The organism is Arthrobacter oryzae (genome assembly GCF_031454875.1).
Lineage (GTDB): Bacteria > Actinomycetota > Actinomycetes > Actinomycetales > Micrococcaceae > Arthrobacter > Arthrobacter oryzae_D.
The window spans coordinates 1-23,595 of record NZ_JAVDRQ010000009.1 but is presented as its reverse complement, the minus strand read 5'-3'; the positions used below and the strand labels follow the sequence as shown (position 1 = coordinate 23,595).

At 61.9% G+C, this 23,595-nt stretch carries 18 protein-coding genes; 8 read left to right on the top strand and 10 right to left on the bottom strand.

Going from position 1 to position 23,595, the window contains the following annotated elements:
- Positions 1-10 precede the first annotated feature (10 nt).
- From accB to J2805_RS16410, 5 genes are all read left to right on the top strand, one after another.
- Entirely contained in the window at positions 11-559 is a 549-nt protein-coding gene (gene accB / locus J2805_RS16430; RefSeq protein ID WP_309978090.1) for an acetyl-CoA carboxylase biotin carboxyl carrier protein, read from the top strand.
- Positions 556-1,920, top strand: a complete 1,365-nt coding sequence (gene accC, locus J2805_RS16425; RefSeq protein WP_309978089.1) for an acetyl-CoA carboxylase biotin carboxylase subunit — start codon at positions 556-558, stop codon at positions 1,918-1,920. Before accB ends, accC begins: the two co-directional genes overlap by 4 nt.
- Positions 1,907-3,301 carry an aminotransferase class III-fold pyridoxal phosphate-dependent enzyme gene (locus J2805_RS16420; RefSeq protein WP_309978087.1) on the top strand — a complete coding sequence of 465 codons (1,395 nt, stop codon included), beginning with the start codon at positions 1,907-1,909 and terminating at the stop codon, positions 3,299-3,301. Before accC ends, J2805_RS16420 begins: the two co-directional genes overlap by 14 nt.
- A gap of 360 nt (positions 3,302-3,661) precedes the next feature.
- A complete protein-coding gene (locus tag J2805_RS16415; protein WP_309978086.1) occupies positions 3,662-4,858 on the top strand; it encodes an acetyl-CoA C-acyltransferase in 1,197 nt (398 codons plus the stop codon).
- 34 nt (positions 4,859-4,892) lie between these two features.
- Positions 4,893-6,509, top strand: coding sequence for a long-chain-fatty-acid--CoA ligase (locus tag J2805_RS16410; RefSeq protein ID WP_309978083.1), 1,617 nt, complete (start codon positions 4,893-4,895; stop codon positions 6,507-6,509).
- 1,271 nt (positions 6,510-7,780) lie between these two features.
- On the opposite strand, the gene J2805_RS16405 is transcribed toward J2805_RS16410, so the two are convergent.
- On the bottom strand, positions 7,781-8,812 hold the full coding sequence (locus tag J2805_RS16405; protein ID WP_309978082.1) for a DUF4192 domain-containing protein: 1,032 nt from the start codon (positions 8,810-8,812) through the stop codon (positions 7,781-7,783).
- A gap of 708 nt (positions 8,813-9,520) precedes the next feature.
- On the opposite strand from J2805_RS16405, the gene J2805_RS16400 reads away from it, so the two are divergent.
- Positions 9,521-9,691: a hypothetical protein gene (locus J2805_RS16400; RefSeq protein WP_309978079.1), complete on the top strand. Its 171-nt coding sequence runs from the start codon at positions 9,521-9,523 to the stop codon at positions 9,689-9,691.
- A gap of 655 nt (positions 9,692-10,346) precedes the next feature.
- Here J2805_RS16400 and J2805_RS16395 read toward each other — a convergent pair.
- From J2805_RS16395 to J2805_RS16385, 3 genes are all read right to left on the bottom strand, one after another.
- Entirely contained in the window at positions 10,347-11,360 is a 1,014-nt protein-coding gene (locus J2805_RS16395; protein ID WP_309978077.1) for an alcohol dehydrogenase catalytic domain-containing protein, read from the bottom strand.
- A 116-nt stretch (positions 11,361-11,476) separates the two neighbouring features.
- A complete protein-coding gene (locus tag J2805_RS16390) occupies positions 11,477-12,949 on the bottom strand; it encodes an aldehyde dehydrogenase (protein WP_309978075.1) in 1,473 nt (490 codons plus the stop codon).
- Between the two features lie 95 nt (positions 12,950-13,044).
- Positions 13,045-14,433, bottom strand: coding sequence for an MFS transporter (locus J2805_RS16385; RefSeq protein WP_309978073.1), 1,389 nt, complete (start codon positions 14,431-14,433; stop codon positions 13,045-13,047).
- 522 nt (positions 14,434-14,955) lie between these two features.
- Here J2805_RS16385 and J2805_RS16380 point away from each other — a divergent pair.
- Together J2805_RS16380 and J2805_RS16375 are read left to right on the top strand one after the other, a co-directional pair.
- On the top strand, positions 14,956-15,756 hold the full coding sequence (locus J2805_RS16380; RefSeq protein ID WP_309978071.1) for an IclR family transcriptional regulator: 801 nt from the start codon (positions 14,956-14,958) through the stop codon (positions 15,754-15,756).
- 347 nt (positions 15,757-16,103) lie between these two features.
- A complete protein-coding gene (locus J2805_RS16375; protein WP_309978070.1) occupies positions 16,104-17,405 on the top strand; it encodes an MFS transporter in 1,302 nt (433 codons plus the stop codon).
- A gap of 12 nt (positions 17,406-17,417) precedes the next feature.
- Here J2805_RS16375 and J2805_RS23925 read toward each other — a convergent pair whose 3' ends face one another.
- The 6 genes from J2805_RS23925 to J2805_RS16350 form a co-directional block, all read right to left on the bottom strand.
- The gene (locus J2805_RS23925) at positions 17,418-17,642 is read right to left on the bottom strand and encodes a transposase (protein WP_396134387.1); all 225 of its coding nucleotides are present in this window, start codon (positions 17,640-17,642) and stop codon (positions 17,418-17,420) included.
- An 830-nt stretch (positions 17,643-18,472) separates the two neighbouring features.
- Positions 18,473-19,408, bottom strand: a complete 936-nt coding sequence (locus J2805_RS16370) for an aldo/keto reductase (protein WP_309978068.1) — start codon at positions 19,406-19,408, stop codon at positions 18,473-18,475.
- Positions 19,409-19,798: 390 nt separating this feature from the next.
- On the bottom strand, positions 19,799-20,065 hold the full coding sequence (locus tag J2805_RS16365; protein ID WP_309978066.1) for a hypothetical protein: 267 nt from the start codon (positions 20,063-20,065) through the stop codon (positions 19,799-19,801).
- 131 nt (positions 20,066-20,196) lie between these two features.
- Positions 20,197-21,183, bottom strand: a complete 987-nt coding sequence (locus J2805_RS16360; RefSeq protein ID WP_309978065.1) for a ketopantoate reductase family protein — start codon at positions 21,181-21,183, stop codon at positions 20,197-20,199.
- Between the two features lie 28 nt (positions 21,184-21,211).
- A complete protein-coding gene (locus J2805_RS16355; RefSeq protein WP_309978063.1) occupies positions 21,212-22,000 on the bottom strand; it encodes an HpcH/HpaI aldolase family protein in 789 nt (262 codons plus the stop codon).
- A gap of 31 nt (positions 22,001-22,031) precedes the next feature.
- Positions 22,032-23,483 (bottom strand): aldehyde dehydrogenase family protein, encoded by a 1,452-nt coding sequence (locus J2805_RS16350; protein ID WP_309978061.1) that lies wholly within the window; start codon positions 23,481-23,483, stop codon positions 22,032-22,034.
- Positions 23,484-23,595 lie beyond the last annotated feature (112 nt).

Here is a 23,595-nt window from a genome sequence, read left to right as displayed (position 1 = left end):
CCTGCCCGACATGAAAGAACTCAAGGCAATTGTTGACTGGGTGAATCTCGCAGAAGACGTCCGGGAACTTTCGCTCAAGTTCGGCGACATTGAACTGTACGTATCGCGAAACCGCCACACCACCGGCCGCGTACAAGAAGCACCGGCGTCCACTAACGGCCACCATGGCGCCCCTCCGGCACCTGCACCCACGGCCGCCGCGCCGTCGAGTCCAACAAAGCAGGCAGCGCCCGTGCCCGCGGCACAGAACTCAGCGGTCACACCCGCTGAGGGGGAGCCAAATGCAGCGAACGACGCCGGACTACTCGCCGACAATGAGGTACTGATCACCGCTCCTATGCTCGGCACCTTTTATGCTTCCCCCCAGCCGGGTGCGCCTGCCTTCGTATCCATTGGCGACACCGTGGCTCCGAACAGCGTCCTGGGCATCGTCGAAGTCATGAAGCTCATGAACAACATCGAAGCCGGCGTCGAGGGCACCGTGGCCCGCGTGCTGGTGGAGAACGAGTCGATGGTCGAATACGGCCAACCCCTGATCGTGATCCGGAAAACAGCATGACGCTCTCCAGTGTGCTGATCGCCAACCGCGGCGAAATCGCCCTGCGAGTGATCCGCGCCTGCAAGGAACTCGGGATCCGCAGCATCATCGCGCATTCGGAAGCCGACCGGGACTCCCTTCCCGTCAGGCTTGCCGACCAGTCCCTCTGCATAGGTCCTGCACCGGCCAAGCTCAGCTACCGCCACGCCGATGCACTGATCGCCGCGGCACAGGGGAGCGGTGCGGACGCGATCCACCCGGGGTATGGGTTCCTGTCGGAGAACGCCGACTTCGTAGCACTGTGCGAGACCGAGGGCGTGGGCTTCGTTGGACCATCTGCAGAGGTTATCCGCCGCATGGGGGACAAGATCGAGGCGAAGAAAATCGCCAGACGTGCAGGGGTGCCCACCGTCCCCGGCTCCGACGGAGCCATTGCCGATCACGACGAGGCGTTTCGGGTGGCAGAAGAAGTCGGCTTCCCCTTACTGATCAAAGCTGCGGCCGGTGGTGGAGGCCGCGGCCTCCGCGTCGTGAAGGCCGCCGAGACGCTTGCCGGTGACCTCGCGGAAATCATGGCCGAAGCCGAAGTCGCCTTCGGAGACCCCTCCGTATACATCGAGCGCTATCTCACCGACATCCGCCACATCGAGATCCAGGTGGTCTCGGACGGCACAACTACATTGCACCTGGGCGAACGGGACTGCACTGTGCAACGTCGCAACCAGAAACTCGTCGAAGAAGCGCCTTCTCCGGTAATCGACCACGAAACACGGGAAGGCCTGGCGAAGGCAGCCGTAGCACTCTGCGAGGAAGTTGGGTACACCAACGCCGGAACGGTGGAGTTCGTTTTCGACAACGCAACCGGCGAGTACTACTTCATTGAGATGAATACACGTATCCAGGTTGAGCATCCGGTGTCCGAAATGGTGACGGGGATAGACCTGATCAAGCTGCAGCTGAACATAGCCGGGGGAGAAAAACTCAGGATCACCCAGAACGACGTTCGCATACGCGGCCATGCCATCGAATGCCGTATCAACGCAGAAGACGCTGAGCGCAATTTTGCACCCAACCCCGGAACGATCCAAGGATTCCGGGCACCGGGGGGATTCGGCGTGCGGCTTGACACCCACATCGAAAGCGGATCCAGCATCCCGCCGTTCTACGACTCGATGATCGGCAAGCTCATCTGCTGGGGGCAGGACCGGGAAGAGGCGATCGAGCGGACCCTCAGGGCCCTAAGTGAGTTCACGATCGAGGGCGTCGTGACCACAGCTGCATTTCACCGCGAAGTCCTTAACACGGAGACGTTCAGGAGCGGCAAATTCAACACAGGCTTCATCGCCGATTACATGGAGGACCGTCCTCATGATCACCGGTAACCAGTTGCTCCCAGGCTTTGACCAGCGACGGGCAGTTCAGGGAGTACCGCAGGAAAGGTACCTCGCCACGGAGATCCCCGGCCCGCGCTCACGGGAGCTCATGGTTGAACGGCGCGCCCATGTGTCGAACGGGTTCGGCGCGCAGCTGCCGGTCTTTATTGACTGTGCCGACGGCGGCATCCTCCTGGACGTGGACGGAAACCGCATCGTCGATTTCGCTTCAGGACTGGGACCGACTTCCCTTGGCGCCTCGAACGAACGCGTCAGGGAGCGATTGCAGGCACAACTAGACCGGTTCACGCACACGTGTTTCATGACCACCGAGTATGAGAGCTACGTGGAAGTCTGCCGATGGCTGAACCGGCGGGCACCTGGCAGCAAGGAGAAGCGCACTGCGCTGTTCTCCACGGGAGCCGAGGCAAACGAGAACGCTGTGAAAATTGCCCGCTACTTCACAGGAAGGTCGAAGGTTCTGGCCTTTGACGGTGCTTACCACGGCCGAACACACATGACGATGTCCTTGACCTCCAAGGCACATCCCTACAAGACCGGATTCGGGCCGTTCTCAAACGACGTCATCCACGTCCCGGTACCAACTTCACCACGCGCTTCGGCGGACGCAGTTGAGCTTTCACTGGACTGTGTCCGGGCAGCCTTGCGGGAGAACGATCCTACGTCGTTTGCGGCCATGATCATCGAACCGATCCTCGGCGAGGCCGGATGCCTGATTCCACAGAAGGGCTTCCTGGCCGGGTTGCGGGAGATCGCCGATGAGCACGGCATCCTTCTGATTGCCGACGAAGTCCAAAGCGGGATGGGTCGTACAGGACGGATCTGGGCCATTGAGTACGAAGATGTGGTTCCAGACCTCCTGGTCGCAGCAAAAGCTCTTGCCAACGGTATGCCGCTCAGCTCGGTAACTGGAGCGGCCGACGTCATGAACGCAGTGCATCCCGCTGGCCTCGGAGGCACGTACGCGGGGAATCCGCTGTCTTGTGAAGCTGCTCTTGCCGTCTTCGAACAGCTGGACACCGACGGGGTTTTGGACAAGGCAACGGATCTGGGCAGGATCGCCATCGAGATGCTCCGCCCGCTCGTCGGAGGGGGGCACGGCGTCATTGATGTCCGCGTCCGCGGGGCAATGATCGGCATAGAGTTCGGCGACGAGGCGACGATGGAGCCTGCGTCCGGCCGCGCCAAGGCGGTATCAGCCTATTGCCACGCGAACGGAGTGCTGGCGTTGACGAACGGCGTGCACGAGAACGTGATCCGATTGCTTCCGCCGATCGTGATTGAGCCCACCCTGTTCCGGGACGGCCTGCAGGTCATCATTGACGGAATCCGCAACACAGCACCGAAAGCGATTAGCGATGATCGATAGGAGGGAGCCGATATCAGAGGAAGATGCCCCCGTCGCCCACCACACGCCCGGTGAATGGGATATGGCTGACTGGAATGAATTAGTCGGCCTCGAGGTGCACGTCCTCAAGAACGGTCGGGTCATCCGGACCGGCTACGTGGAAGCCGTAACCATGGCCGCGGATGCCCTGTGAATTGCAGCAGAGGGAGTCGAGGCCCGTGCGCTGTATGAGAAGGCGCAGGGCCACGTAATGCTGCTGATCTCCCGCCCGTCCGTGCCGATTGTCTTCCATCAGGCCGCGGCCATCGCTGCTTATGCGTAAACGCCTCCGCAGCCCATTTCCATGCCGCTGTGACTTCTGAAACCTCTGAAAGGTTACCCATGTCCCCAAATACCCATGTCCCTGTCATTCTCGGCGGTGCCCGTACACCTTTCGGCCGCTTCCGGGGTGGGCTTGCCTCCCTCACGGCCAGCCAACTCGGTTCCCATGCCATCCGTGCCGCCATGGAACGGGCCGGCGTGGCAGCCGAACACATTGAAGCAGTCATCGTCGGCCAGGTCGTTCAAGCCGGCGCGGGTCAGGGGCCTGCCCGACAAGCCGCCTTGGGTGCAGGGATCGGCTGGGACGTCCCAACCGTAACGGTCAACAAGCTCTGCCTGTCAGGTCTGACCGCCGTGATCGACGCAGCCCGGATGATCCGGACCGGCGAGGCCGACTTTGTCGTGGCTGCCGGTCAGGAATCCATGACCAACGCCCCGCACCTGGCCATGGGTCTTCGTTCCGGTATCACCATCGGGGACGCGCCCCTGATCGATTCCCTCTACAACGACGGTCTGCAGGATCCGTTCAGTGGTGACCTGATGGGCGCCGCTACCGATGCCGGCAACTCTGCCCGCGGTATCGCCCGCGAGGAGCAGGACGAGATCGCAGCACGTTCCCACCAACGCGCGGAAGAGGCCCGCGCGGCAGGAATCCTCAGCGACGAAATCGTGCCCGTCACGATCGGCCAGCGTAAGGGGCCGGCAATTGTGCTGGATTCCGATGAAGGCATCCGTCCGGGAACGACTGCGGAGCTACTGTCCCAGCTCAAACCTGCCTTTTCCGCTGCGGACGACGCAACAATTACGGCCGGTTCGTCTTCACCTCTTTCTGATGGGGCCGCTGCGGTGGTCATCGCCAGCAAGGCTGCGGCTGAAGCGGCTGGCCTGGAGTGGATCGCCGAAATCCGTGCCCACGGTCAGACTGCAGGTCCCGATGGATCCCTCCACTCCCAGCCTTCGCGGGCGATTGTACTCGCGCTCAAACATGAAGGACTGGCAGTCGAAGACTTGGACCTGATTGAAATCAACGAAGCGTTCGCGTCCGTTGTGATTCAGTCGGCCAGAGACCTTGGCGTCAGCCCGGACCGAATCAACACCGACGGCGGTGCCATCGCCCTCGGGCATCCCGTTGGCGCCTCGGGCGCCCGGCTGGTCCTCCATCAGGCACTGGCGCTCCAGCGCCGCGGCGGCGGGACCGGCGTCGTAGGCCTTTGCGGCGGCGGCGGTCAGGGCGATGCCCTCATTCTCAAAGCCTGAACCTACCGAAACCACCAAGCAAGGACATGACACCATGACAAACACGCCAGCCAACAATGCCTTCGGCACCATAAACGTGGCGGCTATCCTGGCCGAATCCGCAGCCCGCAGACCTGACGCCACAGCCCTCATTGTCGGCGAGGAAGAGATCACCTACAAAAGGCTGTGGGAGCAGACCCGCGCCTACGCCGGAGCCCTGCGTGAGCGCGGCATCGGACCGGGTGACCCCGTCGCCGTCCTCATCCCCAACGTGGCAGATTTCGCCCGTGCCTACTACGCAATCCTCGCCCTCGGAGGGATCGTGGTCCCGGTGCATGCACTGCTTAAAGCCGCAGAAATCGAGTTCGCCCTGCGCGACAGCGGCACCAAGTTGTTGGTTTGTGCAGCGCCGCTGCTCGAAGAAGGCGCCGCCGGGGCCGCAAGGGCGGAAGTCGACGTCGTCAGCGTCATGGCCCCCGAAGGTGCCGGAGTTTCTGGGCGGCTGGAAGCCGAAGCCGCCACGGCGACCCCAATTCAAAACTATGTCCCGCGGAGGCCGGAGGACACGGCAACCATCCTGTACACCTCGGGGACTACGGGAAAAGCCAAGGGAGCCCTCGGCACGCATTTTGGCCTGATGGAACAGGTTAATGTGCTGTTGACCGGCACTCTTGATTTCCGGGCTGGCGACACGGTGTTCGGTGGTCTGCCGCTGTTCCACACGTTCGGCCAGACATGCGTTCTCAACACAGGCCTGCGCGCGGGCGCAACCATTGTCATGTGCCCCAGATTTACGGGCGATGCCGCCTTGGAACTTATTCATCAACACGCAATCGACGTGTTCTTCGGAGTGCCGACCATGTACGCAGCTCTACTGGCGGCTGCCAAAACCAATCCCGCCCGACCTGTGCGGCTGCGCTACGGCGTCTCAGGCGGCTCATCACTTCCCTTGGCTGTTCTGGAAAAATTCCGTGAAGTCTTCGGCGCCGAGGTCCACGAGGGCTACGGGCTTACCGAAACGTCACCGGTGGCCAGCTTCAACCACGTAGGCACCAAGCCGCGACCCGGCACCATCGGAACCCCGATTTGGGGCGTAGAGATCGAGGTAGCACGGCCCGAGATCGATGACAGGATCGAACTGCTGCCCGATGGAGAGCTCGGAGAACTGGTCATCCGAGGACACAACCTGTTCAAGGGCTACCTCAACCGCCCCGATGCCACCGCTGAAGCGGTCATCGACGGATGGTTCCGTACCGGGGACCTCGGCACCAAGGACAGCGACGGTTACCTTCGTATCCTCGACCGCAAAAAGGACATGATCATCAGGAACGGCTACAACGTCTACCCGCGTGAAATCGAGGAAGTTCTGAACGAACACCCTGAGGTGATCAGCGTTGCCGTTTTCGGCGTCCCCCACGAAACCCACGGGCAAGAAATAGCAGCGGCCATCATTCCAACCCCTGGCGCCACGCTGACGGCGGAGGAAGTGGCAGCCTTTGCCAAGACGCGGCTGGCCGCCTACAAGTACCCCAGGATCATCGAATTCATGAAGGAACTGCCGCTGGGACCCAGCGGAAAGATCCTGAAACGTGAGCTCACTGCTTTCTATGAAGCAACGGCGGCTAGCGACCATTTGTCAGCGGAGAGGGAACCCGCCAAGTTGACTAAGTAACTGCTGCTACGCGAAATGATGCCGAGTATGCCGTCGATGCCGACCCAAACAACCGGACCCATCTGTGACTCAGGAATACAGTTCAAAGCGGCGTTGGACAAGTAACCTCATCCAATGCCACTCGTCCCGCTCTAGCGCCGACAATGGACGTTCTGTCTTCGGGCTGACACGTGGGGCTTGGTCTTGTTCTACGGTGCCGTCTCCACCATGTTCTTGATGAAGGAGGTGTAATCACTGTGGTGGATACTTCATCGATCCGGGGGGTTGCGTGCTGCAAGGGCGGCAGTGCCGGTTTCCCGGCACGCCCCACGGATGGGCAGGGACGCGTCAAGGCCTTGTTGCTCGGCGTCCATCGCGCAGAAAGGAAGTGTGGACAATGTCCACACTTCCCGTCTCGAACTACCTCGTACAGCCATCGGATTGGCCCGGATTCCGCATGTTTCTGCCACTTCCAAGCGTTTCCAAGGCCTGGAATCACGTTCGAGTCCCACCTCGGGCACGCATGACCCCTCGCCAGAGGGGTTTTTGCTTTTAATGTCTGGACATTCACCCTCCGCGGGTCCCTCTGACACTGGCCACGGACTGTGCCTGGCGCCGCGATGGCCTATGAAGTTATGTGGGTGGTGGGATCAGAGCCCTGGCCTGTGGGCCCTCCTCCGGCTGGAATCTGGGATATGTGCCGTCCTATCTGGCTGCACCGGTGGTCGGGTGTTGGCCGTCACTCATTCATGGCCAAGAGTTGTGGTGACGACATGACGATTCTGAATTTCTTCGAGGATGTTCGAAGGATGGGCTGCTTTCTGCGAGGCAGGCAGAGTGCGCTCATGGCGTGTTTGTCCGGCCAAAGGGGTGTGCACATTGTGCACACTTCTGTGCACAGTCGGCCTTTCGGCCTGCATTTTGGTCCCTTCCTCATCGTTCTGCCTTCACTACTTCATGCGGTTCTCTGTTGCCGGCGACATGACTTTGCGGCCCGGATCGTCGGTGTCGTTGGACGTCCCGGGTTCAGCTGGAACGTCTCCGGGCTGTCCGATGCCGGCGCACGATCCGTCGACAGAGTGCAGGTGTGTGGGATCCGGACTCTTCTTCCGGACAGCCCTGATTTGGTTGATCCGTCCGACTTTGGCGCCCCGAGCTGGCAACACTGTTCACTTTCCCTTCCGTGGAGCATACGCAGGAGTGGAATTCTGATCCGGACGGGTGGGACGCGGCGGCGGGGAGCTGGTTCCGGGACGTCCCGCCGTCGTCGTCCTCATCCCTCTGACTGCAGGTCAGGACGCTTCGAGGCCCCAGGGCCGGAAGGCCCGGTCTTTGTCCATGTTCCAGCCGGCCACCATTCCGGAGCCGATCATCAGGTCGCTGAGCCTGGCCAAACGGTAGGCGGGGTCTGCTTCGAGGGCGAGTTCCAGGAACTGGTGGGCTTTGCTGCCTCGGCCTTCCCACCAATTGACGAAGGCGATGGCGGTGAGGATGGGGGCCGAGTGTTTGGTGCTGCTGTGCGTGTACGCGTGGAGCAGCAGCTGCTGTGCCCATTCGACCCGGGACCATTGAGGCCCGCCGTGTGTTTGGGCCAGGAGAACCCGGTCCATGGGTTCGTCGATTCCGGGAATGTCGGCCATGAGCTGGTCGCGGATGGCGGGGGCCTGGAAGTTGGCAATCAGGCTGATGGTCTCATCGTGGTTCGGGTAGGAGATCGCGTCCAGCATGCCGTCCCAGAGTGTTCTGGCCTGCTCGAGGGCCTCGCCCGGATTCATCCCGTGGATGGCTTTCACCCGGTCATCGACGGCGTCCGCTGTGCGGTTTTCTTTTGTCGAGGCCGGCAGCGTGATGCGGCTGGTCGGTGCGACGGTGCTGCCGCGGTAGACGAATTCGGCGTTGATCTGGCTGGACTGGGTCGCTTTCAGCGGGAGCGTCAGTCCGTCCTTGAGGTCGCCGTCGTACGGGGAGACGGTGGTGTCTCCGACGAGGAGCCCGTCACGGATGGTCATGCCGCGTTCGGCCAGCGCGCACGTCAGCGCCGCGATGGTTGCTGCGTGCGGCTTGGGCTGCCCGGGTTTCTGGGGTTCGGAGGTATACACGGCGAAGAGCACGCTGGCGGCGCTGGCGTCGTGGGCGAGGTAGTCGGCCACAGTGCGGGCGTACCTGAGTCCGCCCTCCCGTGTCGGGAGGTCGACTCTGAGTGTTGCGCCGACGCGGTTGGCGTCCAGTGTGATGCAGACGAGGCTCTCGTGCGGCCAGAACCCGCGGGTGTGCCCGACGAAACTGAGGACGTCGGCCGGGGTTTTGATGGTGAGCGGTTCCATGGTCCTTCTCCTTCAGCGACTGGCGGGCACCGGATGTGTCTGTCAGATTTATGCGTCGTTCTGATAGACGGAGTCACCGCTGGGTTGGAGGGTCCGGAACGCAACTTGGGGAACCGGGAGCGGTTCAAAGTTTCGCGAGGAAATAAGCGACGGAGGAGCGCCGAACGAAACTTTGGATCGTGAGCGGCGCGTAGCGCCCTGGTTGCGTGGAGGACCCGCCCAGCGATGATGTGGATCAGAATGACAAACAGCGAAGTTGCTTCTGGTGGTTCATGGAAGTGGGGGAGCGGGGCGGCATGACGCGGAGGCCAGGGACCGGGGCCCTCCCAGTTGTCCAATGCGCGTGTGCCCGCGGCGGAAGAGGCGACTCTTGTCGCCGCGGCGGCCAGGGTAGGAGTGGTGCGTCTCATCAGCGAGGTGACTGGCTTCATCCTCGTCCTCTTGATTGGCGCTTCGACATCTGTCTTCACCGGCAGGCGAATTTGAGGATATGTGTTCGAGAAGCAAGGGCCCCGAGTTCATGACTAGCCGACATCCATAGTTGCGTGGGGAATTGGCTGCCGCTCTCTTGAATCGCCGCACCGGTTCCAACGGAAATAGCACATCGAAAATATTCCGCCGATTCAGAGCTGAATTCCTTCAGGCGCTCAGGAACTTGCTGCCCATCGTGATCGTCGTCGTGTTCCGGGTGCTGGTGTGTTCCGGCCCGTGCCCGATGACCCCTTGGAGCTGGTGGTGGAGCTCCTTTGCGTGGCGGTGGGCGTCGCGCTGTTCCTGTACGGTCCGGACCTGAGTATCTTTCCAGCCGGCAAGAACGACAACGACGCCATCACGCTGATCGATTCGTCCGTGCCGGTCATGTTCGATGACAGGCATTAGGCGATGATTGCGGCGTGGGTGAGTGACAGCTGTACCTGGTTCGCGATGATCGGCCGCGTCACAGCGGTTGGAGCAGGTCGATCTGGCGCGGTGTGTGGTTCGAGACGCCGAACGCGCGGACCTTCCCGCTGGACTCCACCTTGAAACAGCGAGCGCCGCCGTCCTCCATCTATTTGATTCGGGGAGCTCCGGGACGCGCGGCACTCCCCGCCGCACAGGGCGAGGCATCATGGAACGCGGTGAGCAGAAGGGCTGATTGGCCGATCTCCTCCACCAATCCCTCGAGGGCCTCTCACTGGCCATCAGCTGCGGGTCTGCCAATCGGATCTGCAGATCCGTGTCGACCGTGGGCCTAGACTGTAATAGCCGTTGCGGACTTGGTGAGTAACCCTGCCTCGTATAGTGGCACGAGAAGTTCCCGGAGCCTCAACGAGAGACGCTGTCGACCAAACCGGCTCCGGTTCGTTGAAGAGCGACAGGATGTGGGGGCATCCTAGCCAGACTGCCGGCGCTTGCCGGAGTCCCTGGCTCTGAACCCGCGCTGGATAGCAATTCCTGTCCTTCCATGACGCGAGTCCAAACCTCTCTGTTCGTTTTACCTCAATCAGGGATTCAGCCATGTCTTATGCCGATTGGCTGCGCACAGTAGAGATGCTCAGGGGACGATAACGCCCTTACCACTGCTCTGGCGGTCGAACCATTCATAGGCTTCGACTGCCTGGTTGAGCTTCCATCGATCGGTGAAGAGAGCATCGACGTCAACCCCGCGATTAAGGACAAAGTCTGCCAGCCGACCCATCTGCTCCGTGGAGAGTGTCCAGGAAGTCTTGGCCGTTACTTGCTTCGAAAGCAGTTCTGTCATGTCGACCTGGAGCGGGGCTCCACGCCCGACCCAGCACACGGTACTCCAGAGGCCGAGCACCTGAAGCGCCTGATTGGTAGCAACCGGCGCACCTGATGTCTCAAGGCTTTTCGTCACGCCGCGGCCGTGGGTGAGGTCGAATACTGCCTCGCGGACGGAGCCGACCTCGAGCGGATTGATGACTTCGGCTGCGCCGAACTCGCGCGAACGTTCCAGCCGGTGAGGTTCGATATCGAGCGCAATGACCCTGGCTCCGAGCGCGGTGGCCAATTGGGTAGCGGAAAGACCCACCGGCCCTTGCCCGAAGATGGCGATGGTGTCGTCGCCGCGCAGGTTAATCATTTCGAGTGCCCCCCACGCGGTTCCCGTCCCGCAGCTGATGGCGGCAGCCGCCTCGAACGACAGACCGTCAGGCAACGGCATAACAATCGAGAACGGCACCTGGATATAGTTGGCGTGCCCTCCGTTCACCGCGTATCCGAGCGCGCGATGCTCCTCACGGCACATGTGGGTCCAACCCGTCCGGCACTGGTCGCAGCGCCCACAACCGATGTAGTGGTGGATCATCACCGAGCGCCCGATCCATGACGCCGGCACCAGTTCGCCGACGGCCACGACCACGCCGGCCGGTTCATGGCCGGCGATGGCTTTCGGGGTCTGGCCTGACGGCTTCCGGTACTCGTGCAGGTCTGATCCGCACATTCCCGACGCGCGAACTTCGACGACGACCTCGTCGGGTCCCGGAGTTGGGTCCGGAAACTCCTGCAGTTCGAGTTTGCGGTCGCCCTTGAATAGAACTCCTTGCATGGGATTCTCCTTGATGTAGAAAGCTAAACGTGCATGGTCAGCGGCTCACGCCATCGGTGGGTGCGCCATAGGGGGTCGCACAGCATTCGAAGTACGGCGCGGAAGGACAGGGTTGCTTACTGCAGTGAATCGGCGACTTCCTTCGAGATTCCGATCGATTTCAGTTCGATGTATGCGTCGATACCTTCGGGGCCGAACTCGCGGCCGATTCCACTCTGCTTGACTCCGCCCATCGGGGCGCGGAAACCCGCCGGATTCCCGTTCAGTTCCACCGTTCCCGTCTGCATCCGGCCGGCTACGCGCAATCCGCGCTCGATGTCCGCGGTGAAGACCGACCCGTTGAGGCCGTAGTCGGAGTTGTTGGCGATGGCGATCGCTTCGTCCTCGTTTTGGTACGGGATGACCGATACCACTGGTCCGAAGATTTCCTCCTGGGCAATGGTGGCGTCCGGGTCGACGCCGGTGAATACCGTCGGCTCAACGAACCACCCCTTATCTAGGCCGGAAGGCCGCCCCCCGCCCCGGACGAGCCGGGCGCCTTCCGCGATTCCGGATGCGATGTACCCCTCAACCCGCTCACGTTGACGGGCGCTTACGAGGGGGCCGATTTGAGTGGCCTCGTCCCGGGGGTCACCGATCGGCATCGTGTCGATCATCGCGTTGAGGCGGTCGAGGAACTCGTCTTCAAGCTGCGCGGGCACCAGGAGCCGGGTCTTGAGGCTGCAGACCTGTCCACTATTTCTGAAGGACCCGATGCGCAGGGCTGATACAGCGGCATCCAGGTCGGCATCGTCGAGGATGACGGCGGCCGACTTGCCCCCGAGCTCCAGGGTCACTCGTCGCAGGTCTTGTGCGGAGACCTCTGCGATCCGCCGACCGGCGACACTCGAACCGGTGAACGTCACCTTGTTCACACCGGGGTGCGACACCAGGTACTCGCTGACCTCTCGGTCGGCCGGCACAACATTCAGAACCCCCGACGGTAGGCCGGCCTCTGAGAGCAGTCGAGCCACGAAGTAGGCGTCCAGCGGCGTCTCTGGCGCCGGCTTGAGTACAACCGTGCAACCAGCCAGCAGCGCCGGGACGATCTTCTGGGCAGTCAGCGAGGCGGGTACGTTCCACGGCACCACAGCCGCCACCACGCCAACCGGCGCACGCGTAACGAGAGCCTGGCCGTTCGCCGAACGGCGCACCGTACGGAAGGGGTACGTCGCCGCAGTCTCGAGGTACGCGTCGAGGATGCCAACGGGATTGACGACCTGAATGTTGCGGGACTGAGTGATGGGGCAGCCCATCTCAGCCGTAATGAGCTGGGCGAGCTCCTCGCTGCGCTGAACGAGGAGCTCGCGCAGCCGTTTCAGAATCGCTACACGTTCTGCGAGAGACATTGAGGGCCACGGCCCGGCGTCGAGGGCACGACGAGCGGCGGCCACCGCACGGTCGATGTCCGCGCGGGAGCCCGAAGGCACCGTAGCGATAACGTCCTCGCTCCACGGTGAAACCACCTCGATACGGTCACGTGTTGCTGATGCTACCCAGTCACCCCCGATAAATACCGAATCATGGTTTGTCATCAGGTTATTAGTCATTGGAAGCCCTCCCGGATAGTATGCGGCTGTATTGCCTCTCTTGGGTGAAAATCGGAGTCAGGTTTTGGCCCGGACCATGGTAGGTGCCTAGGCGACTACTGCCTTGTGATGTCGGGCGAGTTCGGAGCGGTGGGCGCCCCGGCGGATGCAGTGGCCTCCGCGGATGAGTCACTCGCACTGTGCTTGCGGTCGCCTAGCAAAGAGTGGCGCAGGCTCACGTAACGGGTTTCCGGCGTGAGCAGGAATCCAGCCAAGCCCAGCGTCAGTGCGAGCGCGATTGCATAGAAGGCGGGGGCGACGGGAGTACCGAATTGATTCACAAGGGCTGTGGCGACGAGCGGCGTCGTTCCTCCGAAGATGGCCGCTGCGAGGTTGAAGGCCAGCCCGTGCCCGGCGTACCGCACGTTCGTCGGGAAGACCTCGACCGCGATGACGAAGAACGCCGAATTGATGAGAGCAACGCCGATCGCCAGGAGGCACTGACCAAGGAGGGCCCCGATCACGGTGCCGTTCGAAGCCAGAGCGAATGCCGGATAGGCCATCAGCACCAACCAGATGAATCCCGCGCAAAGCACAGGCTTGCGTCCGACGCGGTCGCTGACGCTGCCGAAGACCGGCCCGAGGCAGGCCAAGAGCAGGACCGAGGCTCCAGTGGTCAGCTGCGCTTGAAACTGCGAAAGGTGGCCGTGCGTCACGACGAACGTGAACATGTACCCGATAAGCAGGTAGGCCGCTGCTGTCTGCGGAGCCTGCAGCAGGAGAATCCGGCCGATAGACTTCCACGACTGGGCGAGGCCGAGCATCGTGTCCTTGACCGTGACCTTCTTGACCGACGCGGCCTTGAACTCCTCAGGGTCATCGAGGCGCAACCTCAGCCAGAAGCCGACCCCAGCGATCACTCCACCGATAACGAAGGGCACGCGCCATCCCCATTCCATGTAGGCGGAGTCGCCCATTGCACCGCTGATACCGACGATCATCAGCGACAGGAACGCGGTCGGGAAGTAGAGCGCAAAGATAACGATACCGATCCACTTCCCCCGCTTGTTGTCGGGGGCGGATTCGATGACGTAGGTGTAGCCGCCGGAGGACTCGCCACCCAGTGACAGGCCCTGTACGAGGCGGCAGATCACGAGCAGGATCGGTGCAGCGATGCCGATCGCCGCATACGAGGGGAGCAACCCGGTCAGCAGCGTGGCCCCGCCCATCATCAGGACCGTCAGGGACAGAATACGCATTCGGCCTAGACGATCGCCGAGGATGCCGAAAAGTACGCCCCCCAGCGGCCGGGCGAAGAACGCCGCAGCGAAGACCGCAAATGTTGCAAGCAGCGCTGCGGCCGGATCGCCCTTGGGAAAAAAATGAATCGCAAGCGCCGGTGCCGTCAGTGCGTACACCGAGAAGTCGAAAATCTCGACGACGCTGCCGATGGCGCCGCCCAACAGTCTCTGATGTGGGCGAACTTCGGTCTTAGGTTTTTTCATGGTACGTCTCCTCGTTGAGTGCCTGCATGATGCTGCTGTAATAGGGACTTCTCGTTTGTGGGGGCAGGTAAGTGTCGCAAGTTCCGTTCAGGTGCCCTCGAATGCCCTCGAGATCTTGATTAGGCTCGTGGCGTTGGCGCGGGTGGTCTCCTGCCCCTTGCGAATTTGTTGCGCCGTGAGTGAGAGTGCGGGCTGTGGCCTCGCGCAGTCACTGACCTCTGTGCTACTTGGTCTCAGCTCATCACCGATGACGTGGGCGCAAATGCCTTGGCTCGGCGGTGGGATTCGCAGGCTTATGTGGACCTCAGCTTTGTGTAACTTAGTTCCAGAACTTGACAGTATCCCGCGATATAGGATTTGGTCAATAGCCTTCGCGGAACTGTGGAACATGGTTCCAGTCGTCTAGGCTGGGAGTGCTGGACGGCTCGCAACTCGCGGGCAGGTCCTGACGCCGTATGCTCGCCGCCTGTGAAGGACGCCGGGTTCGGCAGGAAGAATTGGTGGATGCAGTATGGAGAAGACATGAGCGCTGAACTGGAGCGCGGACTCCACGCAATCGAGATGATGAGCCGCGCGCCACGGGGGCTCACCTTCACTGACATCGCTACGGCCTTAGGGACATCCAAAGGCCCCACACACAGGCTGCTCGGGGAACTGACGCGTCTGGGATATGCGCGTATCGACGAGTTTGGACGTTACCATCTGACGCTGAAACTTACGTCTCACGCCCTGCAGTACCTCGAACTGATCCCGCTGGTGGCCCTTGCGGGCCCCTTGCTGGAAGATCTCGCTGTGGCCAGCGGGGAGCTCGCTCGCCTGAACCTCGTCGACGGAAACCACCTTGTACGCGTCAGCAAGGCCCAGGGCAGGCAGTCCGGCCTGAAGTACGATCCCCTTCATGTCCACGGCGGCAGCATTCCCCTTGCCTCCACCGCAAGCGGCTTACTCCTGCTTAGCAACCTCTCCGACGACGAGGCTGCGGTACGTTTACAGGCAGAAGGGTTCGCACTTCCGGACGAGTACGGTTCTGCCGCGCCCCGCAGCATCGAAGAGGCCCTGAAAATACTGCACAGGGCACGGACGGCTGGTCACCTGTACCTACCCAACATCTTCGAGGAGGGTATTGCCGCCCTTGCCTATCCCATCCGAGCCGCCGGCAGTAGTGATATCGTCGGCGTACTCACCGTGTCCGGACCCAGCTTCCGCTTCACCGAAGAGGCAGCCCAAGGTGTGCTGCACGTCATGGAGAAAATCGCTGGCGAACTCGGGCGCATACCGATGGCGGACATGCTCGGATCCTACGTCCCGACGCAGGTCGCTTAAGATCTATTGAACATGGTCGCCGGGCCGGTGCGGCACGGCGTTTCGCTGCAATCGGGGCTGTCCGATTCAGGCAGGCTCTAGCACCAGCCGCTAAAGGCAGCCCCAGGACTACTGCTGTTCTGCTGGCTGCCAGCGGCAATTTCGCACCGCGCGTGGCACGGCTTCCGCCCTTTCCTTGCAGGGGTGGCGCGGCATTGACCACGGGTCGCGACGGCGAGGAGGGTGTATAACACCTCACGTCCTCTGCAAAATCCTATGTTTTGAGATATTCTTAATTTCTAGCTGCCAGCAACAGGGTTGTTCCGAAGAGACTCATTCGCCTAATTCCCACGCTGAAAGGGGTCGCCTTGGTCGCCCGCAAAGACAGGCCCGCCAGAATGCCGGGGATCGGCCTGGGCTTAACTCTTCTCTTCGCTTTCGTTGGCGGCGTCGGCGTCGGAAACTTATACTGGGCCCAGCCGCTTCTGGGCGACATTGCTGCAGACCTGGACGTCGCACCAGGCACGGCCGGGCTGCTCGTCACCCTGACGCAGATCGGTTATGCGCTCGGTGTGTTTTTCGTCGTGCCGCTCGGCGACACCATGCACCGGAAGCGCCTGATCCCGGCAATCATGATCTGCTGCTCCTTGTCACTGGCGGGCTGTGTGCTGGCTCCCGACTTTGCCCTTCTTCTGTCGACTCTTGCCCTGGTTGGCTTCACCAACGTAGCTGGTCAGATGCTGCTGCCACTCGCGGGAGATCTTGCTACCGATGAACAGCGCGGACGGGTACTCGGGACGGTGGCGTCCGGGCTCTTATCGGGCATCCTGCTGTCTCGATTGGTCAGCGGTATAGTGGCGGACGCCTTCGGGTGGCGCATGATCTATGTCTTGGCATCGGGCACGATACTTGTACTTGCCGTCATCATGTGGCGTGCGATTCCAGTCCTCAACCCTAGGGAGCGGCTAACCTACGGCCGGCTCCTCTCTTCGGTCCTCCAAGTTGCTTTTCGGCATCGGCGGGCCAGGGTGATCCCGCTCTTTGGAGCGTCGTTGATGTGCGTTTTCACTGCATTCTGGACTGGGCTTACACTGTTGCTGTCCGCGCCTCCGTTCTCCCTTCCAGCATCACACATTGGCCTTGTGAGCCTGTTCGGGGTAGTGGGAATAATCGGCGCCCAGTTCACAGGACGGGTGTATGACCGTGGTTGGGCCGTGCCTGCCATCGGCATTGGGCTGGTTGTTACCTTGGCAGCGGTCGCTCTTGCCGGATTCGGCGGCGCATCCATGGTCGCCGTACTCATTGCCATTTCATTACTCTCCGTCGGCACCCAATCCGTACTGGTGCTCCTTCAAACGATGATGGTCTCGATAAACCCTGCCGCGCGCAGCCGCCTCAACACGGCCCACATCGTCAGCAACTTCATTGGCGGTGCCCTCGGTTCAACTCTGGCAGCTGTGCTCTGGCAGGTCGGTCAGTGGACGGCGGTCATGGCTTGCTCAGCACTCGTCGTCGTTTTAGCGCTCACCCTATGGTTCTTTCAAAGAAACCGGGCTCTCGCGACAGGGGAGCCCTCCTCCGGCACGGGACGAGCGGCGGCGGACATGCCACCGAAGCAACAAAGCGCGGAAAGTCGATGCCAGCTCCCAACCGCGTCTCGTCTGGACTAACGTCGCGGGTCGTCAGTGCTCTGCCATTTGAAGTGCGCTGCTTTCGGGGCAGACGTTCCGACGCCGTCCTTGCCGCCGCCTAACGACAGCTACACCATGCATGCTCATACGTGCGGTTGAGGCATTCAGGGCGGCCGGGATGGTGGGGAAGTGTCCGCATGCCCTGACTACGCGGCGGTAGCGGGCGTTGAGGGATTCGTTGCCGTTCGTGCTGCAGATGACTCGGCGGATCTCCACCTCTCAGTCTAAAAATGGCACGAACTCGCTCCAGGCGTATTCTCACAGCCGGATGATTACCGGGTGCCGTCTGCCCCATTTGCCAGCGAACTCTCCGAGGCGTTGTTTGGCCGCGGATTCGGACAGCGCCGTGTAGACCAGGCGAAGGTCCCGGGCCATTTCGGTCCAGCATGTCCGCGAGTCACAACGGAAGGTTTTCGGACCAGGTGCACGAGGTAGGTCCATACCACGGCGGAGGGGTGCCACACGGTATTGATCGCCTCCGGCAGGCCTTTGAGTCCATCACAGACACTGATTCAGACGTCCTCAACACCGCGGTTCTCGGTCTCGGTCAGCACCGCGAGCCAGGACGTCGCTCCTTCCCGCCATCTCCGGCCCTGCCCCAGAATGTCCCGTTCCCGTCGGCAGTGACACCCATCGCCACGCAGACCGGCCGGTTCATTACCTGCCCGTCCGGGCCTTTCGGGACACTCCCGCCTGCCTCAGATTTGGTAGCCGGGAGCGGTCCGGATTTGCGGTCTCGGGTTCCTCGGCAACCATGGACGAAGGTTACGGCAGTGCCGGAACACACGAGGTGACCGTCCATGGCGCCACCAGTTGGGCGCTCAGTCAGGAGCGCTCGTGCGCTCCTGCTTTCTGTGGCGTGCGGTGTTTGCTTCGGAGTCGCTGGCCTGTTTTGGTCCGTGGCACGTTTCGGATGCGCCGATTGAGACGGGCGGCCACGTGCGGACCTGCCCGTTACACGTGGTTGCGCCCATCGGCGGAGTCGAAGTTCTGGCCGGTCGGGTGATGGGCATGGAGTCGTGCTCCGCACGTCCGCCCTGCTCGGGTCAGGGCACGTTGTGCCCTGCGGCCTGAACGAGGCCGTACCACTCGCCCCGGGTCAGCGGGATGTCGGAGCCTGCTGCCGCGTCGGTGATGCGCTGGGGGGTTGTAGTCCCAAGTACGACCTGGAGGCCGGCCGGGTGGCGGGTGATCCACGCCGTAGCAATAGCGGTCGGCGTGACGCCGTACTTCGTGGCGAGCCGGTCGAGTTCGGCGTTGAGTTTTGGATACTCCGCTGAGCCGAAGAACACGCCGTCCTGGAATCCCTTCTGGAAGGGTGACCACGCCTGCAGGGTGATCTTGTTGATGCGGGCGTAGTCGACCATGCCGCCGCCGTCCCGGCTGATCGAGTCGTCCTCGCCGGTCATGTTCGATGACAGGCCCTGAGCAATGATCGTGGAGTGGGTGAGTGACAACTGTATTTGGTTTGCGACGATCGGCTGCGCCACCGCGGTCTTGAGCAGGTCGATCTGGCGCGGTGTGTGGTTCGAGACGCCGAACGCGCGGACCTTCCCGCTGGATTCCAGGTGGTCAAACGCGCGGGCGACCTCCTCGGGCTCGACGAGCGCGTCGGGTCGGTGCAGCAGCAGCACGTCAATATAGTCGGTCCCGAGGGCTTCCAGCGACTCTTCCGCGGAGGTCACGATGTGTTCGTAGGAGGAGTCGTAATGCCACTCCTCCGCGACGATGCCGGTCTTCGTTTGCAGGGTGATCTGTTCGCGCTCGGCCGTGCTCAGTTTCAGGGCCGAGGCGAATCGCTGCTCACACGTGTGCGGTTGTCCGCCGTACAGGTCGGCGTGGTCGAAGAAGTCGACACCGGCATCACGGGCCGTGGTGTACAGCTTACGGATGTCGTTGTCGGAACTGTCCTTGATCCTCATCATGCCCGCCACGACGTTGGGCACATGGCTGCCTGTTGGCCCAAAGGGAACGGTGCGCATAATCTCCTCCACGAAGAATCTTTTTATGAATTTGCTGGTTCGTCAGACACCTTGAACTGCGGGGCCCTGGGGTTTTGGGGGCTAGTCGGTTTCAGGGCTTGTGCAGTAGGGGCAGTCGCTCCGGTTGGTGTCTCCTACGCAGACTGGCCCCAACCGGTGGATAGCCCTGAGCCGAGGTTCAATGGTGTTTACGTCTGTCTGATCAATAGGCACGGTTTGTCGCTTTCGGTTCTGTTTGGATTGCCGGATCCGACCGGTTGCGAGCACAATCGGACCCGGCAAGATTGAGTGAAAATGGGCTGCGATGCGGAAGAACAACCGGCATGTGGGCAATCATCCGGAGGGCAACGCCTTGCCCCCAGGCGGCAGCTACTTTGTTGAGGTCTGGCGTCAGCCAGAAACCGTGATGCGCCGAATGGTTTGTTTCTGGTCGTGCAGGAGAACAAATAAGCGGGGTTCTACCCCTTCGGCGGCCAACCAGAAGCCTGAGTTGTCCTTCATCACCGTCTCGATGACCCCTCGTCGTATGTCAGATCCTGTTCGTCGCACTTCAACGCGTTCGCTTGGCTTCGGCACCCAGCGTGGACTGGTCGGCTCGGTGTCCGTTCCCACAACGATGAAGGCGTCTTCGTCATCTTGCCTACCATCAGTGATCATGACTTCCCCTTGAGTTCGATAATGGTTGGTTCAATAGACTGTGCCCCCAACCGATTTACGGCCGTCTGGATGTCTCATAGCCCGCTCTCAGGGCACCTCAAGCGCGGGAGCCTTCCGCAGGACGAGCGGCGTCATCTACCGGTGTCGTGATACAGCCCCGCGGCACGTGCACGCTGGGTGGCCAGCTCGATCACCAAATCGAGGTTGGGGGTTGGGACCTGCACGAGTTCGGCCAGGTCGAGTGGGACCCGGAACAGCCCGTCGATTTCCATGGGCCGTCCAGCCAGCAGATCCTGCGCGATGCTTTGGAGATGGCTGGACGTCGCCAATTTACCCAGGCCTTTGTCGGGTTCGCCCGGGTCGCATCCGAGAGCGCGAGCGATGGCGACGCCTTCGTCCGCCATTGCCTTGGCGGTGCCGGCAACGGCAGGCTTATCGAGGACGTCCTTCATTGCCGAGGCGGTAAGGACGCCCAGCGAACCCCCGATCAGATTCATCACCAGTTTGGCCCATACCGCGTCTCGAATTTTCGGCGTGGTGGTGACCTCCAGACCGCTGGGGTTTAGGAGCGACGCGAGCGTGTCGAGCCTTGCGTCAGGCTGACCGTCGGGGCGTCCGATGATCAGGCGGTTGACTGCATTCTCGGCACGGATCACTCCCGGTGCGATTACGCTGCAGGCCGTGTAAGCCACGGCGCCTGCAGCGCGTTCAGGACTGATGTGGTCCCATAGCTCTCCCGCGGGGTCCAGCCGTTGAAGGCGGGTTCCGTCCAGGGCTCCCCCGTGAGAGTGGAAGTACCACCAGGGGATGCCGTTCATGACAAACAGCACCAGACTGTCGCGGTGGAGCAGGGAAGCGACGTGTTCGGCGATGGCCGGCAGGGCCGGGGCCTTCACCGCGACGATGACGATGTCCTGCGGCTCCAGATCCGCGGGCCGGTCCGTGGCCACCGGGTGAGAGAGCAAGGTTCCGTCACGCGTTTCCACCCGCAGCCCGTTCTTCCGGATCGCGGCAAGTTGCTCGCCGCGGGCGATCAGTGAGACCTCGGCTTCACTGCCTGCGAGCCGACCGGCGATGTGCCCGCCCACGGCCCCTGCGCCGTATACGCAGATTTTCATGTGTGCTCCCTGTTCCGAAATTTGCCGTTTATTGAAACTGCTGACGCTTTTGTGCTGCAGCGCCGCTGAGGAATGAAATGTCGTTCCCGGTGGAGACGTAGCCCGCACCGAGGTCCAAATACTTGCGGATGAGGTCCGGGCGCCCACCAAGTCCGCCGATGCCTACGGACTTTCCGTTCGCTTGGCAGGCCTTGATGACCTGAAGATATGCCTCGTGCACCCTGGGGTGGTCCATTTGCCCTGCAACACCGAGCTCTACGCTGAGGTCGTTGGCACCCACGAGGATCATGTCCACACCGTCTACTGCCGCGATGGCTTCCACTGCGTCCAGGCCTGCCTGGGACTCGACCATCGGCACCACCATTGATGCCTGATCAAGCTCACGGACGACTTGATCCGCCGGCAGGGTGCGGTAGTGCAGCTGGGGCGCGGCCCCTGCCAGGGAACGCTCGCCCAGCGGCGCATGCTTGACGGCACGGACCAAAGCGCGCGCCTCCTCGGCCGACTCCACGCCGGGGACGATGATCCCCATGGCACCGGAATCCATGACCCTGGCGATGAAGGACGGATCCAGGCCGGGTACGCGAACAAGAGGAGTGACGCCGAGATGATTGCAGGCAAGGCAGATTTGACCCGCCGCCTCCAGGGAAAAGCTGCTGTGCTCCATATCGATATAAATGGAGTCGAAGCCTGCGGTGTAGGCGATAGAGGCGATGTCGACGGTCCGCACCAGACGGACTGTCATGGAATACACCCTCTCGCCCCTGGATAACTTTTCCTTGGCGTGGTTGCGCAGCAATGGGGCTTCGTTGTTCATGTCCTATGTCTCCTGATCGACTTGGGTTGTTTCAGCCGAAGAGAGCCGGCAGTGTTTGGGCCTCGTCTTCGAATCCGTACACGGATTTGGTTTCGAGGTATTCTTCGAGTCCGAACCTGCCCATGGAGCGGCCGATGCCTGACTGCTTGTATCCGCCCATGGGCGTGTATGAATCCGTGGCTGCGCCGTTGTAGCTGATTCGCCCGGCACGCAGCCCGTTGACCACACGGCGGCAGGTGGTCCGGTCGCCGCCGAAGACGTAGCCTCCGAGGCCGTAGGGGGAATCGTTGGCGATCCGTAGTGCTTCGTCCTCGTCACGGTAGGGGATGACGGCCAGGACGGGTCCAAAGATTTCCTCCCGGGCGATCGTCATGTCCGGTGTAACCCCAGTGAATACTGTCGGCTGCACGAAATAGCCATGTTCCAGGCCCTCAGGGCGCTCGAGGCCACCGGTGACGAGGTTGGCTCCCTCATCGATACCGGTTTGAATCAGGTCTCTGATTGACTTGTACTGGTCGGCACTGACGACCGGACCCATTGTCGTCGAGCTTTCCAGTGGGTCACCGAGGCGGAAGCGCTGAGCCTCATCGACGAGGAAGGGGACCACCTGCTCCATCTGGCTCTCGTGTACCAGCATGCGAGTGGGGGCATGGCAGGACTGGCCAGTATTAAAGAAGCTGCGTTGAATGTTCCAACGGGCAGCTTTTTCGAGGTCAGCGTCGGGCAGCACGATGTTGGCTGACTTTCCACCCAGTTCGAGCGAGACGCGCTTCACTGTTTCTGCGGCGGCGGCCGCTACCTGCTGCCCGGCGCCGGTGGACCCAGTGAAGGAGATCATGTCCACGCCCGGGTGGCGGGACAGCGCATCGCCCACGACGCGGCCGGTCCCGTTCACCAGGTTGAACACACCTGCCGGCACACCCGCCTCGTGCATCACCTGGGCAAGAAGGGTGCCGCTGGCTGCGGAGTTAATACTGGGTTTGGCGACGATCGTGCACCCTGCAGCCAGCCCATAAATAGTTTTGATGACACCGGTTTGGATCGGCCAGTTCCACGGTGAGATCAGCGCGCAGACGCCGATCGGCTCGCGTCGAACTATGGCGCCACCGATGCGCGCCTCGAAGGGGTACTCTCGCAAGATGTCCCGGGCCACCCTCATGTGGTCTGCAGGGCCCATGACCTGGGCGCGGCTGCTGACGGGAATGCCAACTTCGCGCGCAATCAACTCGGAGAACTCGTCGGTGTACGACTCGTAGACGTCGATGATGCGGTCGATCAGCGCTATCCGTTCGTCCACCGATGTGTTGGAAAAGCTTTCGAACGCACGTCGGGCTGCGGCGACCGCGCGGTCTACGTCCTCAGCGCTCCCCAATGTGACCCTGGCGAAAGCCTCCTCGCGGGTGGGGTCGATGAGCTCCACTTCACGGGCATTGGTCGGGTCGGTCCATTGGCCGTCGATGTACAGGTGCGGGTACTGCTTCATGATCGCTGTTCTCCTGTGGGTGTGGTGTGTGCGGTGGTTTAGCTGCTGTGGGTGTATCCGCCGTCGCAGGCGATGGTTTGGCCTGTGATGAATGCGGAGGCGGGTGTGGCGA

Bases quoted from the DNA above. Each gene is read 5' to 3' on its own strand.
- accB (WP_309978090.1), top strand. From the start codon at position 11: ATGAAAGAACTCAAGGCAATTGTTGACTGGGTGAATCTCGCAGAAGAC.
- accC (WP_309978089.1), top strand. From the start codon at position 556: ATGACGCTCTCCAGTGTGCTGATCGCCAACCGCGGCGAAATCGCCCTG.
- J2805_RS16420 (WP_309978087.1), top strand. From the start codon at position 1,907: ATGATCACCGGTAACCAGTTGCTCCCAGGCTTTGACCAGCGACGGGCA.
- J2805_RS16415 (WP_309978086.1), top strand. From the start codon at position 3,662: ATGTCCCCAAATACCCATGTCCCTGTCATTCTCGGCGGTGCCCGTACA.
- J2805_RS16410 (WP_309978083.1), top strand. From the start codon at position 4,893: ATGACAAACACGCCAGCCAACAATGCCTTCGGCACCATAAACGTGGCG.
- J2805_RS16405 (WP_309978082.1), bottom strand. From the start codon at position 8,812: ATGGAACCGCTCACCATCAAAACCCCGGCCGACGTCCTCAGTTTCGTC.
- J2805_RS16395 (WP_309978077.1), bottom strand. From the start codon at position 11,360: ATGCAAGGAGTTCTATTCAAGGGCGACCGCAAACTCGAACTGCAGGAG.
- J2805_RS16390 (WP_309978075.1), bottom strand. From the start codon at position 12,949: ATGACTAATAACCTGATGACAAACCATGATTCGGTATTTATCGGGGGT.
- J2805_RS16385 (WP_309978073.1), bottom strand. From the start codon at position 14,433: ATGAAAAAACCTAAGACCGAAGTTCGCCCACATCAGAGACTGTTGGGC.
- J2805_RS16380 (WP_309978071.1), top strand. From the start codon at position 14,956: ATGAGCGCTGAACTGGAGCGCGGACTCCACGCAATCGAGATGATGAGC.
- J2805_RS16370 (WP_309978068.1), bottom strand. From the start codon at position 19,408: ATGCGCACCGTTCCCTTTGGGCCAACAGGCAGCCATGTGCCCAACGTC.
- J2805_RS16365 (WP_309978066.1), bottom strand. From the start codon at position 20,065: ATGATCACTGATGGTAGGCAAGATGACGAAGACGCCTTCATCGTTGTG.
- J2805_RS16360 (WP_309978065.1), bottom strand. From the start codon at position 21,183: ATGAAAATCTGCGTATACGGCGCAGGGGCCGTGGGCGGGCACATCGCC.
- J2805_RS16355 (WP_309978063.1), bottom strand. From the start codon at position 22,000: ATGAACAACGAAGCCCCATTGCTGCGCAACCACGCCAAGGAAAAGTTA.
- J2805_RS16350 (WP_309978061.1), bottom strand. From the start codon at position 23,483: ATGAAGCAGTACCCGCACCTGTACATCGACGGCCAATGGACCGACCCG.